General features: G+C 70.1%; 13 protein-coding genes. 1 reads left to right on the top strand and 12 read right to left on the bottom strand.

Annotated elements, in window-relative coordinates:
* Positions 1–101: 101 nt before the first annotated feature.
* From bsaP to NQK81_RS38145, 8 genes are all read right to left on the bottom strand, one after another.
* Positions 102–305: a biotin synthase auxiliary protein BsaP gene (gene bsaP, locus NQK81_RS38180; protein ID WP_257485344.1), complete on the bottom strand. Its 204-nt coding sequence runs from the start codon at positions 303–305 to the stop codon at positions 102–104.
* Positions 292–1,308: a biotin synthase BioB gene (gene bioB, locus NQK81_RS38175; RefSeq protein WP_034321321.1), complete on the bottom strand. Its 1,017-nt coding sequence runs from the start codon at positions 1,306–1,308 to the stop codon at positions 292–294. The genes bsaP and bioB overlap by 14 nt, the downstream gene beginning before the upstream one ends.
* An 84-nt stretch (positions 1,309–1,392) precedes the next feature.
* Positions 1,393–2,109 (bottom strand): dethiobiotin synthase, encoded by a 717-nt coding sequence (gene bioD / locus NQK81_RS38170; RefSeq protein WP_257489926.1) that lies wholly within the window; start codon positions 2,107–2,109, stop codon positions 1,393–1,395.
* 54 nt (positions 2,110–2,163) lie between these two features.
* A complete protein-coding gene (locus NQK81_RS38165) occupies positions 2,164–4,371 on the bottom strand; it encodes a SulP family inorganic anion transporter (protein ID WP_443092903.1) in 2,208 nt (735 codons plus the stop codon).
* Between the two features lie 401 nt (positions 4,372–4,772).
* Positions 4,773–7,031, bottom strand: coding sequence for a bifunctional SulP family inorganic anion transporter/carbonic anhydrase (locus NQK81_RS38160; RefSeq protein ID WP_257485343.1), 2,259 nt, complete (start codon positions 7,029–7,031; stop codon positions 4,773–4,775).
* A 239-nt stretch (positions 7,032–7,270) separates the two neighbouring features.
* Positions 7,271–8,551 (bottom strand): adenosylmethionine--8-amino-7-oxononanoate transaminase, encoded by a 1,281-nt coding sequence (locus tag NQK81_RS38155; RefSeq protein WP_257485342.1) that lies wholly within the window; start codon positions 8,549–8,551, stop codon positions 7,271–7,273.
* 25 nt (positions 8,552–8,576) lie between these two features.
* On the bottom strand, positions 8,577–9,776 hold the full coding sequence (locus tag NQK81_RS38150; RefSeq protein ID WP_257485341.1) for a cytochrome P450 family protein: 1,200 nt from the start codon (positions 9,774–9,776) through the stop codon (positions 8,577–8,579).
* 25 nt (positions 9,777–9,801) lie between these two features.
* The gene (locus NQK81_RS38145) at positions 9,802–10,155 is read right to left on the bottom strand and encodes an SRPBCC domain-containing protein (RefSeq protein WP_257485340.1); all 354 of its coding nucleotides are present in this window, start codon (positions 10,153–10,155) and stop codon (positions 9,802–9,804) included.
* A gap of 124 nt (positions 10,156–10,279) precedes the next feature.
* Between NQK81_RS38145 and NQK81_RS38140 the strand changes: the two genes are divergently transcribed.
* On the top strand, positions 10,280–10,903 hold the full coding sequence (locus NQK81_RS38140; protein WP_257485339.1) for a nucleoside/nucleotide kinase family protein: 624 nt from the start codon (positions 10,280–10,282) through the stop codon (positions 10,901–10,903).
* Positions 10,904–10,907: 4 nt separating this feature from the next.
* On the opposite strand, the gene NQK81_RS38135 is transcribed toward NQK81_RS38140, so the two are convergent.
* The 4 genes from NQK81_RS38135 to NQK81_RS38120 all read right to left on the bottom strand — a co-directional run bounded on the left by NQK81_RS38135 (position 10,908) and on the right by NQK81_RS38120 (position 15,484).
* Positions 10,908–12,065, bottom strand: coding sequence for a glycosyltransferase family 4 protein (locus tag NQK81_RS38135; RefSeq protein WP_257485338.1), 1,158 nt, complete (start codon positions 12,063–12,065; stop codon positions 10,908–10,910).
* Positions 12,066–12,142: 77 nt separating this feature from the next.
* Positions 12,143–13,195 (bottom strand): C40 family peptidase, encoded by a 1,053-nt coding sequence (locus tag NQK81_RS38130; protein WP_185927155.1) that lies wholly within the window; start codon positions 13,193–13,195, stop codon positions 12,143–12,145.
* Positions 13,196–13,640: 445 nt separating this feature from the next.
* Complete coding sequence (locus NQK81_RS38125; protein WP_257485337.1) at positions 13,641–13,883, bottom strand: hypothetical protein; 243 nt, start codon at positions 13,881–13,883, stop codon at positions 13,641–13,643.
* Between the two features lie 212 nt (positions 13,884–14,095).
* Complete coding sequence (locus NQK81_RS38120; protein ID WP_257485336.1) at positions 14,096–15,484, bottom strand: NYN domain-containing protein; 1,389 nt, start codon at positions 15,482–15,484, stop codon at positions 14,096–14,098.
* Between the last annotated feature and the right edge of the window lie 61 nt (positions 15,485–15,545).

Below are 15,545 nucleotides of genomic sequence, written 5' to 3'. Positions count from 1 at the left end.
ACCAATGACGCCCCCAGCGCACGCGCCTCCACCGCGTTTCGTCCTCCGAATGCGGTCGTTGCGCGTGCAACTACCGCGTCCAGAGGACGAATTGCGGGAAGTCAGCCGGCGAGTTCACCGTGACGGCTGCACCGGGCCGTCCAGCCGACCGGGGTGATCTGGACGACCATCCGCCGCGCGCAGTACGTGCAGAAGCGCGGCGGTTCGAGCGCCGTTCTCGGGTTGTGGCAAGCGGGATGTTCCGCGCCACCGTCGGACGGCTGTCCACAGTGGACGCAGAACGCGGGTTCGTCAGAGGACGTCACTGATCGCCTTCACCGGCATCTTCAGCTCTTCGAGCATCGCCAGGTCCGCGGTGGCCGGGCGGCCGAGGTTGGTCAGGTAGTTGCCGACGATGATCGCGTTGATGCCGCCGAGCATGCCCTGTTTGGTGCCGAGGTCACCGAAGGTCAGCTCACGGCCGCCGGAGAAGCGCAGCAGCGGACGGGGCATCGCCAGCCGGAACGCGGCCACGGTCCGCAGCGCGTCCTTGCCCTCGACGACCTCGTATCCCTCGTACGGCGTACCCGGCTGCGGGATGAGGAAGTTCATCGTGCACTCGTCGGGGTTCAGCTCGGCCAGCTGCGCGGCGAACTCGGCGCGCTGCTCGATGCTCTCCCCCATGCCGATGATGCCGCCGCAGCAGACCTCCATGCCCGCCTCGCGGATCATGCGCAGGGTCTCCCAGCGCTCTTCCCACGTGTGCGTGGTGACGACGTTCGCGAAATGCGAGCGCGCGGTCTCCAGGTTGTGGTTGTAGCGGTGCACGCCCATCTCGACGAGCTCGTCGACCTGCTCCTGGGTGAGCATGCCGAGCGAGCAGGCGATCTGGATGTCGTTGCCGTCCTCGCGGATGGCCTTGATCCCCTCGCGGACCTGCGAGAGCAGCCGCTTGTCGGGGCCGCGGACGGCGGCGACGATGCAGAACTCGGTCGCGCCGGTCTCGGCGGTCTGGCGGGCGGCCTTGACCAGGCCGGGGATGTCCAGCCACGCCGAACGCACCGGCGTCGGGAAGCGGCCGGACTGCGAGCAGAAGTGGCAGTCCTCGGGGCAGCCGCCGGTCTTGAGGCTGATGATGCCCTCGACCTCGACCTCGGGGCCGCACCAGCGCATCCGGACCTCGTGGGCCAGCGCCAGCAGGTCGGTCAGGTGGTCGTCGTCGAGCCGCAGGACCTCGAGGATCTGCTCTTCGCTCAGCCCGACACCACGCTCGAGGACCTGGTCACGCGCCACGGCGAGGATGTCGACGGTCTCCGGGGCAGTGGTCACGAGGCGGCTCCTGTTCGGGGTGGGGCGGTGAAGCGAAGGCACATCATCGTGCACGACCGGGCGTCCCGGCCACAGCGACGCAGGTCACTTCTGGGCCGACGCGCGGCCGACGAAGCATTCCGGGTCGAACTCCCCGCCGAACCACGGCGAGAGACCCGCCCTTGCCCGGTCGGCGAATTCTTCGGGAGTGGCCGTGCCCAGCCCGGCGGGCAGCACGCCCAGCAGCGGGGCCCCCGCGGCGACCGGCAGGTCGGCCAGATTCGACACCGCCGCCAGATCCGGCTCGTCGGGCCACGAGCCGATGATCACCCCGGCCACGGTGAGCCCGCGTTTGGTGGCGACCTCGGCGGTCAGGGCGGTCGCGTTGAGCGTGCCCAGCCCGGCCTCCGCGACGATGATGACCAGCGCGCCCAGCGACCACGCGACGTCGGCGAGGGTGGCCCCGGCGGCGTCGAACCGGACCAGCAGGCCGCCCGCGCCCTCGATGAGCGTGAGGTCGTGTTCGCCATTGAGATCGCTCGCCGCGGCGGCGATCTCGCTCGGGGTCAACGTCGGGAGCCCCGAAAGCCTGGCGGCCGCCTCCGGCGACAGCGGATCCGGGTATCTCCGCAGCTCACGGGTGGTGACCGGACCGGCGAGCCGGAGCACGTCGGCGAGGTCGCCCGGCGCGTCCGGGCCCACTCCGGTCTGCGCCGGTTTCAGCACGGCGACACGCTGGCCCTGACCGGCGGCCAGAGCGGCGATGGCGGCGGTGGAGATCGTCTTGCCGACACCCGTACCGGTGCCGGTCATGACCAGCATGCTCACGTGCGTTGAACTTAGTGGGTCGGAGTGAAGGATGGCTGAACGGGCCGGTCAGCTCCCCTGTTCGGGCACGGAGGCGACGACGCCGACCGGGGTGAACGCCGGGCTCTCGTCGTCGGACAGGTAGACCTGCGCCGCGCCGACGTCGAAGTACATCCCGGTCAGGTGCAGTTCGCCGCGCGCCTCCGCCTCGGCGATCAGCGGGTAGTGGCGCAGGTGCTCCAGCTGCTGCAGGACGTTCTGCAGGGCCAGCCGGTCGACCTCGGTGTCCGGACGTTCGCCGTCGAGGGTCACCGCCGCCTTGCGGTTCGCGCTCGGTTCGGCGTGCCGCAGCCAGGAGGCCAGCATCGGCGCGCCGTCCGGGGCGCCGGTGGCCAGCGCCTGCATCGCGCCGCAGCCGGAATGCCCGCAGACCACGATCTCGCGCACCTTCAGCACACCGACGGCGAACTCGACGGTGGCGCCCATCGACGGATCGGCCCGGCGGGCGGGCACCAGGTTCCCGATGTTGCGGACGGTGAACAGGTCGCCGGGACCGCTGGTGGTGATCATGTTCGGCACGATCCGCGCGTCACCGCAGGTGATGAACAGGGTGTGCGGCGACTGGCCGCCCGCCAGTTTGCTGAGCGCGGGCTGCATGAGCGCGGCCGTGCGCCGCTGGAACTCGGTCGCCCCGCGCAGGGTCGGCCCGCCGCGCTGACCGGGCACCTCGACGTCCTTGGCCTGCCAGTCGGACCACGGCGCGAGGAACCGCGGCACCGACCGCATCGCGGCCGTCCTGGTCAGCGTGGGGTCGCCGGATTTGCCGTTGGCGAACCACGGATGCCCGACCTCGTCGACGATCACCTGCCCGCCGGCGCGTTCGTGCGCCTGCTGCCAGTTCGAGAGGCTCTCGAAGGCGGCGTGGTCGAGGTAGTCGACGACCAGCTCCAGAGTCACCTTCGCGCCGTCGGGCACGGTCGCGAGGACCCGGCTGAGCCTCGGCACCGAAAGGAACGTCAGGACACCTTCGACGACGACGCGCCATTCGTCACCGGCGCGTTCGGCGTGGATACCGGACCACACCGTGCGCCGGAGCATCAGCAGCACCGAAAGCGCGATCCCGAGCAGGACTCCGGTGAGCAGGTCGAAGACGACGACGCCGGCGAGCGTCACCAGGTACAGCCCCAGGTCGCCGTGTTTGAGGACCTGCTTCATGTGGCCGGGGTTGACCAGTTTCGCGCCGACGTGGACGAGCAGGCCCGCCAGCGCGGCGAGCGGGATGTTCTGGATCAGCCCGGCGAACGCGGCGACGAACACCAGGATCCAGACGCCGTGCAGGATCGCGGACACGCGGGTGCGGGCGCCGGCGGCGACGTTGGTGGAGCTGCGGACGATCACGCCGGTGACCGGGAGGCCGCCCAGCGCACCCGAGGTCATGTTCGCGGCGCCCTGCCCGATCAGCTCGCGGTCGAGGTTCGACCGCGGGCCGGTGTGCATCTTGTCGACGGCGACGGCCGAGAGCAGGCTTTCCACGCTGGCGATCAGCGCGATGGTGATGACCGCGACGGCGAACGCGCCCCAGCCCGCGTCCGGGAATTCCGGCGCGAAGCGGATGTTGAGCAGGTCACCCGGAAGGTCGACGCGGGGCAGCGTCATCCCGGCGGCGACGGACAGCACGGTCACCAGCGCGATCGCGGCGAGCGGACCGGGCACCTTGCGGACGGACGCGGGAAGCCGTGGCCACAGCAGCAGGATGCCGATGGTGAGCACGCCGATCAGCGCGGCGGTGTCGTGGTGGCCGACGATCTGCGCGGGCAGTTCGGCGATGTTCTTGAGCGCCGAGCTCTGGGCCGTTCCGCCCAGTACGACGTGGAGCTGGCCGAGGACGATCGTGACCCCGATACCGGCGAGCATGCCGTGGACGATGGCGGGCGAGATCGCGAGCGCCGCGCGGGCGATGCGGCTCAGGCCCAGCAGGATCTGCAGCGCCCCCGCGACGACGGTGATCGCGCAGGTCGTCGCCCAGCCGAAGGTCGCGATGGTCTCGGCCATGATCACCGTCAACCCGGCGGCCGGGCCGCTGACCTGGAGGGCGGAGCCGCCGAGGGCTCCGGCGACCACACCTCCCACCACGGCGGCGATCAACCCCGCGACGATCGGCGCCCCTGACGCGAGAGCGATCCCGAGTGACAGCGGGACGGCGACGAGGAACACCACCAACGAGGCGGGCAGGTCGTGCCGGAGCACGGCGAGAGGTTTTTTGATGATCACCATCATGATCACCAGGAAACTGGTGAATTGTCCGATATGCACCACCCTATCGAGTGAATATCACCCCACTGGCGGGTGGCATGGCCCACTTTCGGCCCGTTCTGTTGCCTGGAGATGTCCCGCGCGTTGCGAAAAGCCTTGCGGGCTCCCGAATCCTGGGATGTATCGGTCGGCCGCCCGGTCAACTCGGCCGGCTGCGCGCGCGGGCCGGTCCCTGCCCGGCGAGGCGTTGCGAAAGCCACTTTCGCAACGTTGAAGGTTGCGAAAGTGGCTTTCGCAACCTGTCCCGGCTGGCAGGACCGGCCGCTCCGCCCGTGGCACCGGGCCGTGTCGCGAAAGCCACTTTCGGGACATCTGACGTCTCGAAAGTGGCTTTCGCGACCTGCTCGCGCGGCGTCGGCAAGCGCTCAGGACTTCACCGGGGTCGCCGCCGACGTGAACGACCGCAACGCTTCGTCGAGCAGGTACACGTTCGCCTTCCCGACGTCGAAGTACATCCCCGTCAGCCGGAGTTCGCCCCGCGCCAGCGCGGCCTCCACCACCGGGTACGAGCGCAGGTTTTCCAGTTGCTGCACCACGTTGTGCAAAGCGAGCAGATCAGCCTCGTGGCCGGGCCGGGCACCGTCGAGCAGCACCGGCCCTTCGCTTTCCCTGCGCCGCAACGTCGCCTCGCCGTGCCGCAGCCAGCCACCGAGGTGCACGAGACCGGGGGGCGCGTCACCGAGCAACGCCTTCATCGCCCCGCAGCCGGAATGCCCGCACACCACCACTTCCCGCACCCGCAGTAGCCCGACGGCGTACTCGATCGCCGCCCCCACCGAGAAATCCGCCTCGGCACCGGCATGCGGGACGAGGTTTCCGATGTTCCGCACGGTGAACAGGTCCCCCGGCCCGCTGGTGGTGATCAGGTTCGGCACGATCCGCGCGTCGCCACAGGTGACGAACAACGTGTGCGGCCGTTGCCCGTTCGCTAGCCCGTCCCACGTGCTCCGCAGCAGCGGCGCCGTCCGCCGCTGGAACTCCGAAGCACCACGGCACAACGGAACGCTGCCGCCACGCTGGCCCGGCAGTTCGAGGTGTTCGGCCTGCCATTGCGACCACGGCGCGAGCCATCGCGGCACCACGCGCGAGGCGACGCCGCGGCGCACGGTCGGGACGCCCGCCTTGCCGCGGCCGAACCACGGATGCCCGATCTCGTCGACGATCACGGTCCCCCCGGCGCGTTCGTACGCGCGCTGCCAGCCGCGCAGGCAGTCGAAAGCGGCGTGGTCGAGATAGTCGACGAACAGTTCGAGCGTCACCTCCGAACGTCCGGGTACTTCGGCGAGAACGGTCGTGAGCCTTGGCACGGAAAGGAAAGTGAGCGCGCCTTCGATGACGACGCGGCTACGAGGGCCGTCCCGTTCGACGTGGATGCCGGAGAACAGCATCCGGCGCAGCATCAGCGCGAGCGCCACCACGATCCCCGCGGCGACGCCGGTGAGCAGGTCGACCGCGACCGCGCCGAGCAGGGTCGCGAGGTAGACCGGCAGGTCGCCGTGGCGGCGGACCTCGCGGAGATTGGTGAGGTTGACCAGTTTCGCGCCGACGTAGACGAGGAGGCCGGCGAGCGCGGCCAGCGGGATCAGCCGCAGCGCGCCCGCCAGGAACAGGCAGCAGCCGAGGATCCAGACGCTGTGCAGGATCGCCGACATCCGGGTGCGGGCGCCCGCTTCGAAGTTGGTCATGGTGCGCACGACGACGCCGGTGACCGGGAATCCGCCGAGCGAACCGGAAGCGGCGTTCGCCAGGCCCTGCCCGATCAGTTCGCGGTCGAGGTCGGTGCGCCGCCCCTCGCGGAGTTTGTCGATCGCGACGGCGGAAAGCAGGCTCTCCAGGCTGGCGATGAGCGCGATGGAGAGGACGGCGGCGATGATCGCGGCCCAGGAACCGGACGGCGCCTCGGGGACGAAACCCAGCCCTGGCAAGCCGTTCGGGAGGTCGACGCGCGGCAGGTCCATCCCGGCCGCGACGGAGAGGCCGGTCGCCAGCGCGACGGCGGCGAGCGGGCCGGGGACGCGGCGCACCGAACGCGGCATCCGCGTCCAGGCCAGCAGAACACCGACGGTGACGACACCGATCAGCGCGGCCTGGTCGTGGTGCCCGACGATCCGGCCAGGCAGCGCGAGGACATTCTCGATCGCGGAACTCCGCGGCGTGCCACCGAGCACGACGTGCAGCTGGCCGAGGACCAGGATCAGGCCGATCCCGGCGAGCAGGCCGTGCACGATGGCGGGCGAGATCACCAGGCTCGCCCGCGCGACGCGGCACACGCCGAAGAGGATCTGGACCACGCCCGCCGCGGCGGTGATCGCGCAGGTGGCCGCCCAGCCGAAGGTGGCGATGGTCTCCGCGATGACGATCGTCAACGCCGCGGAGGGACCGCTGACTTGAAGGGCGGAGGCGCCGAAGAGGCTCGCGACGATCCCGCCGACGACGGCGGAGACGAGTCCGGCGAGCAAGGGGGCCCCGGCGGCGTGTGCGACGCCGAGCGAAAGCGGGACGGCCACGAGGAAGACGACGACCGAAGCCGGGAGGTCGTGGCGGAGGTTCTTCAGGAGGGTCGATGCGGGATTGCGGCGGCCCGGAGGCCCGGTGTCGTGCTCGTCACCAACGAAGTCGATCATGGGGGCAGGAAACCCGATCGGCGCGCAAAAGTCCGCTACGCAAAGGTTTCTCAGGTTTGCTTGTGCACCAGGGAACTAGGACGAACCACGCTTTGACGACAAAGCGCCCGAGTTGGACCTCGATCGGACTCGCCCGTTCGCTTGACCAAGATCAACTCGCGACCACGCTCTGTACCCAGCGTGGCCTCTCCCGATTGCTGTGGCCGCTGTCACACTCTTTGGGCTGAATTTCGCCGTATTTACGCTTTTTGGGCGGCCGAGACCATTGCGGAGGTGATGGCGGCGAGGTCGTCCGCCTGGGAGATGTAGGGCGGCATCGTGTAGATCAGGTTCCGGAACGGGCGCAGCCAGACCCCGTTCGCGGTGAGGATTTCGGTCGCCACCGCCATGTCCACGGGGTGGTCCAGTTCCACCACCCCGATGGCGCCGAGCACTCGCACGTCGGCGACCGCGGGCAGCTCGCGAGCCGGTTCGAGCCCGGCTTTCAGCGCCGCCTCGATCCGCGGGACGTCGGACTTCCAGCCGCCTTCGGCCAGGATCCCCAGCGAGGCGTTGGCGACGGCCGAGGACAGCGGGTTCGCCATGAACGTCGGTCCGTGCGCCAGCACCGGCAGCTCGCCGCGCGAGATCCCGTCGGCGATCTCCGGCGTGCACAGCGCCGCCGCCATCGTGAGATAACCACCGGTCAGCGCCTTGCCGAGACACAGGACGTCCGGGGTGACGCCGGCGTGTTCGGCGGCGAACATCGTGCCGGTGCGGCCGAAACCGGTGGCGATCTCGTCGAAGATGAGCAGGACGCCGTTGGCCTCGGTGATCTCGCGCAGCGCGCGCAGGTACGCGGGCGGGTGGAACCGCATCCCGCCGGCGCCCTGTACGACCGGCTCGACGATGACCGCGGCCAGCTCGCCCGCGTGCCGCTCGATCTCGATCGCGAGCAGTTCGAGGTACGCCGGATCCGGCTCGTCGGCGAAACCACCGGGCGGTTTGGGCAGGAACAGCTGGTCCGGCAGGATCCCGCGCCACAGCGAGTGCATCCCGCCCTCGGGATCGCAGACGCTCATCGGCGTGAACGTGTCGCCGTGGTAGCCGCCGCGCCAGGTCATCAGGCGCCGTTTTTCCTTGCGCCCCACCGACTGCCAGTACTGCAGGCACATCTTGACGGCGACCTCGACCGACACCGACCCGGAATCGCACAGGAAGACGTGCCGCAGCCCGTCCGGAGCGAGGTCGACCAGCGTCTTCGCCAGCCGGATGGCCGGTTCGTGGGTGAGCCCGCCGAACATCACGTGACTCATCCGGCCCGCCTGCTCGGCCAGCGCCGCGTCCAGCACCGGGTTCCGGTAGCCGTGGATCGCCGCCCACCAGGACGACATGCCGTCGACCAGTTCACGGCCGTCGTCGAGGGTGAGGCGGACCCCGCTCGCCTCACGCACGAGCAGGGAATCGATCGTGCTCGGCATCGGCCCGTACGGGTGCCAGACGTGTTCCGCGTCGAGCGCGAGGAGTTCGGCGGCGTCCATCCGGCGACCCTACGACACCCTCTCCTCAGCGCAGGCGCACAGGGAGGGTTTCCAGGCCGTGGACGAGGGTGCTTTCCCGCCACCGCAAGGTTTCCGGCTCGGCGTCGAGGCTCAGCGCCGGGAACCTCTCCAGCAGTCCGCGCAACGCGATCTCCGCCTCCAGCCGGGCCAGCGGGGCGCCGACGCAGTAGTGGATGCCGTGCCCGAACGCGAGATGCCCGGTCGCCGACCGTGTGACGTCCAGCCGATGCGGGTCCTCGAACCGCCCGGCGTCGCGGTTCGCGCCGAGCAGGGAGACGAGCACGAACTCGCCAGCCGGGATCTCGACGTCACCGACCGGGACGGGTTCCTTGGTGAACCGGATGGTCGCCAGGTGGATCGCGCCGTCGTAGCGCAGGAACTCCTCGATCGCGCCGGGCAGCAGGGCGGGGTCGGCACGGAGCGCGGCCAGCTGTTCCGGCTCCCGGAGCAGCGCCAAGACGCTGTTCGCGATCAGGTTGACCGTCGTCTCGAACCCCGCCACCAGCAGCAGGAACGCCATGGCCAGCAGTTCCTCGGCGGAGAGCGAATCACCTTCGTCGCTGGCGTGGATCAGGCCCGAAAGCAGGTCTTCGGCGGGTTCGGCGCGCTTCTCCTCGATGAGGTCGACGAGGTACGCGTGCATCTTCGCCGCCGCGGCCTGGAGTTCCTCCGGCGTCGACCAGGCGACCATCGTGTTCGACCAGGTCGCGAACGCCGGCTGGTCACCCGCGTGGACGCCGAGCAGTTCGCAGATCACCCGGATCGGCAACGGGACGGCGAAGGCGGGCAACAGGTCCACGCGCTCGGTGTCGCCGATGCCGTCCAGCAGTTCCGTGGTGATCTGCTCGATCCTCGGCCGCAGCCGGGAAACCGTGCGCGAGGTGAAGGCCTGGTTGACCAGTTTGCGCAGCCGGGTGTGGTCCGGCGGGTCCGAGTTGAGCATGTGCGCGCCGAGCGCGCGTACGGCGTTGTCGGCCGCCGACTCGAAGCCGTCGCGTTCGAAGAGCCGCCGGATGGCCGCCGGATCCTTGCCGACGCGGGAATCCGCGAGGACCGCGCGGGCCTCGGCGTATCCGGTGACGATCCAGACGTTCAGACCGCGCGGCAGCCGGACCTTGCGGGCAGGGCCCTCTTCGCGCAGCAGTGCCGAAACCCGGTGTGGATCGTGGACGAGATCCCAGTCCAGCTTCTTCGGTTCCCCCATCGGTACGCCTCCCCCGGCGCGCCGGTCAGCGTTCGGCCAGCGCGGCCACCACTCGCTCGGTCACCTCGGTCCAGTATGCCCGCTGTTCCTCACGCTCGTCGGCGCCCGCGAGCCACTCCTGGTGGAAGCGGAACGTGGTCTTCTGCTCGGTTCCGCTCACCGTGATCTGCAGGGTCGAATCGTGATCCCAATCCTTCGGCCGCCAGGTCAGGCGGAGCTTGTCGCCCTCGGAGCGGCCGCGGATCTCGCCGGTCGTCCCGTTCGCCGTCTCGTACGCCGCGCCCAGCTCGGTGCCGAGCTCGGCGCCGGGGCCGAGCCAGATCCCGACACCCTCGCGTCCGACCAGGAAGTCCCACACCTGGGTGCTGGTGTACGGCACCGTCTGGGAAACGCCTACCTGCCAACCACTTCCGGCTGTTTTGGCCGTTGCTTTCACCACCGGGCCATCATCCCATCGGGTGTACCGTGCGACAGTCACCGGTCCGGGTGGAGGATCTCTGTCTGTGCGCTACCGTCCGATTTCTCCCGCTCTGCTGGTCTCCGAACTGACCCAGCGCATCACGGCGATCACGGGCCGCCGCCGGATCGCGGTCGCCATCGACGGCGCGTCCGGTGCGACCAACACCACAGAACTCGCGGACGCCCTGGTCGATCCCCTGCGGGTCGCCGGTCACGCGGTGGTGCGGGTCTCGGCGAACGACTTCCTCAGGCCGGCCTCGCTGCGCTTCGAACGCGGCAAGGAAGACCCGGATTCGCGCTACACCGACTGGCTCGACCTCGGCGCCCTGCGCCGGGAGGTGCTGGACCCGATAGCCGAGGACGGCAGCGGGCTGGTCCTCCCGTCGCTGTGGGATCCGGTCCGCGATCGCGCCACGCGGGCCGAACGGGTCAGCCTGCCCGAAGGCGGCGTCGTCCTGCTGGACGGTGAATTCCTCTTCGGTGCGGGGCTCGCGTTCGACCTGAGCGTGCACCTGTGGCTCTCGCCGGCCGCGCTCAAGCGGCGAGTGCCCGAGGAATGGGCGCTGCCCGCCTACGAACGCTACGAACAGGAGGTCGACCCGTCGGCGCTGTCCGACGTGGTCATCCGCGTCGACGATCCGAAGCATCCGGCGCGCTACGAACCCTGACCCCTCAGCGCACCGCCGCGACGGGGTCACCGTCGAGCAGCCCGGAAAGCCTGCCCGCCATGGTGTCCCAGCGCCAGTTCTCGCCGACCCAGTCCCGGCCGGCGGCCCCCATCCGCCGCGCCCGCACCGGATCCGCCAGCAACGCGGCCAGCGTCTCCCGCAGCTGCTGCTCGTCACGGCCGTCGACGACGTGCCCGGTGACCTCGTCCAGCACCGTTTCCGGCGCGCCACCGGAATTCCCGGCGACGACCGGCAGCCCGGTCGCCGAAGCCTCCAGGTACACGATGCCGAGGCCTTCGACGTCGAGCCCCTTCCCGCGCGTCCGCGCGGGCATCGCGAAGACGTCACCCGCGTTGTAGTGCGCGGGCAGCTCCTTCCACGGCACCGATCCGGTGATGACGACGCTGTCTTCGACGCCCATCGCCTCGACGAGCCCGGTGAGCGTCTTGCGGTACGGGCCGCCGCCGACGAGCAGCAGCGCCACGTCCGGGATCCGCTTGCGGAGCTCGGGCAGGATCTTGATCAGCATGTCCTGGCCCTTACGCGGGACCAGCCGCGAAACGCAGACGATCGTCGGACGGTCGCCGAGCCCGTGGCGCTCGCGGATCTCCTTGCCCGCGGCCGGATCCGGGTGATAGAGCGCGGTGTCCACGCCGCACGGGAGCATCTCCAGCCCCGCCATCGGGCCGAAAGCGGCCGAGAACCGGGAGCGCGTGTACTTGCTGACGTAGGTGATCACGTCGACGGTGTCGCCGATGCGCCGCAACGCCTGCCGGGAGCCCGGCAGCATCGACCAGCCGACCTCGTGGCCGTGCGTGGACGCCAGGACCCGGCGGGCGCCCGCGGACCGCAGCGGATGACCCAGCAGCGCCAGCGGCGCCGCGGCGCCGAACCAGACGGCCTCGCAGTCGCGGGCACGCATGATCTCCTTGGCCCGTTTGAGCACGTCCGGGGTCGGCAGCATCAGCGACGTCGGATGGCGCACCACCTCGAACGGGGCGGCGGCGTCGAACTCGCCGTGCGAGCCGGTGCTCGATTCCCAGGACGGCGCGTAGACGACCAGGTCGTCCGCGGGGAGGCGGGTGGCCAGCGAGTTCAGGTAGTTCTGGATACCGCCTGGCCGGGGCGGGAAGTCGTTGGTCACCAGCAGGGTCCTCAGCACCCTTGCAGGCTACTTGGCCCTCCGCATGCGAAAGGGGCGGCACCGCCTGCGCGGTACCGCCCCGTTCCGGTCGTTCGTCAGGCCGTCGGGCGACGGGCGCCGACGTAGTTGTTCTGCAGCGGCGACACCTTGACGACGTCACCGGTGGTCGGCGCGTGCACCATCATGCCGTTGCCGACGTACATGCCGACGTGCGAGACCGGCGAGTTGTAGAACACCAGGTCGCCCGGCTGAAGCTGCGAACGCTGCACAGCGGCGCCGAAGGTCGACTGCTGACGGCTCGACCGCGGCAGGGTGAGCCCGGCCTGCTTGTACGCCCAGAGCATCAGACCCGAGCAGTCGAACGACGACGGCCCTGTGTCGCCCCAGCCGTACGGGCTGCCGAGCTTGCTCTTCGCGGCCGCCAGTGCGGTCGCCGCGGCGGGACCCGGAGCGGGCACGTTGGGGAACGCGCCGCCCTTGTCCTTCTGAGCGTTGCGATCCGAGGCGCTGAGGTTGTTGCTCGCGCGCTGGATCTCCGCGAGCTGGTCGTTCAGCGTCTTCTGCCGCGCCTCGATGTCCGTGGTCAGCTTGGCGGCCGTGTCACGGGCGGCGGTGGCCGCGTTCTGCGCGTCCGCCGCCTGCTTGGCGGCGGCCGCGGCCTGGGCGACGGCACCGCTCAGGTTGTTCAGAGCCGTGTTCTTGTTCGCGGCGAGGACCTCGAGCGCCGAGGAGCGCTCCAGGAAGTCCTGGGTCGAAGCGCCCGACAGCAGCGACGACAGCTTGTTCAGCTGCACACCGCTGGTGAAGGAGGCACCGGCGAACCGGTTCACCTCGGCCTGGAACGTCTTCTCGTCACCGGCCGCCTTGACGCCGAGTTCCTTCGCGGCGGCGGCGTCGGCGGTCGCCTTGTCGAGCTCGCTCTGCTTCGCGGCGAGGTCGTCCTTCGCCTTGAGGAGGTCTTCGTTCGCCTTCTCGGCCTGTGCCGCGAGGTCGCGGTACTTGGCGAGCGCGTCCGAGCCGGACGGGGGCTGTTGGAGGGCGGGGCCTGGGGCGGCAGTGGCCGGGGCCTGGACGACGGTCACCGCGGTGATCACCGCGGCCGCGGCCAAAGCTCCTGACACCACGCGCTTCACTGGATGCGACTGCACGGTCGCGCGTGTCTCCTTTGCTGTCGGCCACCGACTCGGAACCCGGGACGAAGAGGTCGGGGGCCCTCTTCCGCGAAGCCGCGACGCCGGCCGTGAGGCCCGCGCGGTTCCCCGCGTTCCCGCCTTGCGCCTGGCCGAGAGCTATCGCAACAGGTTTGGCGCACGGCTGGTTCTGATGCAACTCCCCGACAAAGCTGCCTCGGTGGCGATCCCGTGTCGTCGTCTGGCGACGACTTCCGGCCACGAGATCTCGGACAGGTTACGAAACCACGGGCACGACGTCCACCATGGCAGGCGCAAAAACTCTGCGTGATGCGCCGAAACACCTTCGGACCAGCATGAGCGGAAACATGTGACGGGCGTTACATCCTGGGACCTGTCGCGACTACCTACCGTTCACCCGATCGGATCGACCACTCGCCGAATGCCCCGGTAGTGGCGTGTCTCAGGCGGTTTTCCGGCGCTCCTGCTCCACGATCGCGACCATCCGAAGGCGCGGGATCATCCCCGCTTCCGCGAGCGCGTCGACCGCTTTTCGTTCGTCGGCGTCCCATTCGACCGACGGCGGGGCGCCGAGAAGGACGCTGACGACACAGTCATGACATGCGTCACCGCGGACCGCGCACCGGTCGCAATCGATGACGAGCGTCTCTATGTCGGCTATGTCGGCGATGGCCTTGTCGTGCATCTCGAACTCCTCACTTTCAGTGGTGAGGTGCACATTAAGAGCGACCACCGACAGTTTCGGCCTCGTGAGCCCACCGGGACGGCACGTGCGTCCAGCCGTAACTCACGTGATCAGAGGCGTAACTCGCGTGTTTGGACCAGGTACGCCTTCAATCACGCGAGTTACGTCTCCAGTCACGCGAGTTACGGCTTCGATCACGCGTGTCGCCAGATCTAGACCCGGCTCAGCCGTGAAACCAGCACCGCCGACGGCACCGGGTGCGCGCCCTTGCGCCGCACCGAATCCGCCACCGCCCGGTCCGTGCTCGCGACCACCATCGGCCGCCCTGGCGGCTCCGCCGCGACCAGGGACCGGATGACGTCGTCCGCGAGGACGCCGCGTTCGGAGAACAGCACCCGCACCCCGCGCGGCACCGCCGCGGGCACGGAGAGCACTCCGGCGCCGTCGAACACCACGGTGACCTCGGCCGAAGTCCGCGCGGCGAGCGCGGAAAGCTGGTGGATCAGCCGGTCGCGCTGGTCGGAAAGCGCCAGCTCCGGATATCCGGTCTTCGTGACGTTGTAGCCGTCGACGATCAGGTGCACGTTGGGCAGCGCGAGATGCCGGTCGAGCCCGGTGACGTCCTGGATCTTGCCGCCCGCCCCGATCCCCGACGTCGCGCCGCGGACCATGTCCGCGGGCCGCTGCCCCCGCGCGCTCACCGAAAGTTCCCGGCGCAGCCCGCCGACGGCGCCTTCGATCGTGTCCAGCAACAGCCCGAGCCTGACCTCGTCGGCCTGACGCGCCTCGCGCGCGGACTGACGGGCGATCTCAGCGTCCGTGACGGCCTTCTCGGCCCGCGCCCGCTCTGCCGCGACACGCTGCCGCTCTCGGTCCAGCTGGGCCTTCAGCGCCTTGATCTCCTCAGCCCTCTCGGCGCCGCCGCTCTCCAGCTGAGCGTGCGCCTCGGCGACGGCGTCCTTCGCCTGGCGCAACTGGACACCTTGTTCCCGCAAGCGTTTCAACAGCTTCTCGACCTCGGCGTCGCGTTCTCCCCGCGCGCCACTGGCGATCTCCTTGGCCTCACGCAACTCTTCGCGCAGCTGGGCCAGCTCGGCCTCCAGCCGCTGGTTGCGAGCCAGCGCGGCGTCGCGTTCGGCGCGCAACGCCGTCTCCTCGGCGTTCTTCGCCACCAGCCGGACCCGTCCGGCCGCGCCCGCCTCGCCGAGGAGCACGGCGGCGGCCGCGGCGGCGACGGAATCGGGGGCGTTCGGGTCGAGGGCGTCCTTGCGGTGATCGCGCAGCCATTCGGTGACCGCGACGCGGAACTGCGAAGACTCCCCCAACGCGGCCAGCAACGCCGTCCCGCCGAGTTTCGCGCGTTTCGCCGGGGCGAACTTCGCGACCGGGCGCAGCTGCCTCGGCACGTCGGCGGACGGCAGTTTGCCCACGGCGGCGGCCGCCAGCTCGGCGATCCGCTCCCGTACGGTCTCCGGCAAGGACGTCCAGCCTTCGGCGGGCACCTCTTCGGAGGTCTCCTGCGCGCCCGCGGACGCCACGACACCCGAGGGACCGCCGGTGGCGTCCTCGGGCGTTTCGGGCACTGCGGGCTGCGGTTGCATCGCTCCAGCGTAGGCCCCATCCCCTCGGGGCGCGCTGGATGGGACGCCCCAGGATTGTCGG

The organism is Amycolatopsis roodepoortensis (assembly GCF_024628825.1).
Classification (GTDB): Bacteria; Actinomycetota; Actinomycetes; order Mycobacteriales; family Pseudonocardiaceae; genus Amycolatopsis; species Amycolatopsis roodepoortensis.
Note: the sequence above shows the minus strand (reverse complement) of the source record. Positions and strands in the feature narration are given on the sequence as shown.

What these genes read in the sequence shown, in the direction of transcription:
- NQK81_RS38165 (WP_443092903.1), bottom strand. Translation starts at nt 4,371, where the DNA reads ATGATGGTGATCATCAAAAAACCTCTCGCCGTGCTCCGGCACGACCTG.
- NQK81_RS38125 (WP_257485337.1), bottom strand. Translation starts at nt 13,883, where the DNA reads ATGCACGACAAGGCCATCGCCGACATAGCCGACATAGAGACGCTCGTC.
- NQK81_RS38160 (WP_257485343.1), bottom strand. Translation starts at nt 7,031, where the DNA reads ATGATCGACTTCGTTGGTGACGAGCACGACACCGGGCCTCCGGGCCGC.
- NQK81_RS38155 (WP_257485342.1), bottom strand. Translation starts at nt 8,551, where the DNA reads ATGGACGCCGCCGAACTCCTCGCGCTCGACGCGGAACACGTCTGGCAC.
- NQK81_RS38120 (WP_257485336.1), bottom strand. Translation starts at nt 15,484, where the DNA reads ATGCAACCGCAGCCCGCAGTGCCCGAAACGCCCGAGGACGCCACCGGC.
- bioD (WP_257489926.1), bottom strand. Translation starts at nt 2,109, where the DNA reads ATGCTGGTCATGACCGGCACCGGTACGGGTGTCGGCAAGACGATCTCC.
- NQK81_RS38150 (WP_257485341.1), bottom strand. Translation starts at nt 9,776, where the DNA reads ATGGGGGAACCGAAGAAGCTGGACTGGGATCTCGTCCACGATCCACAC.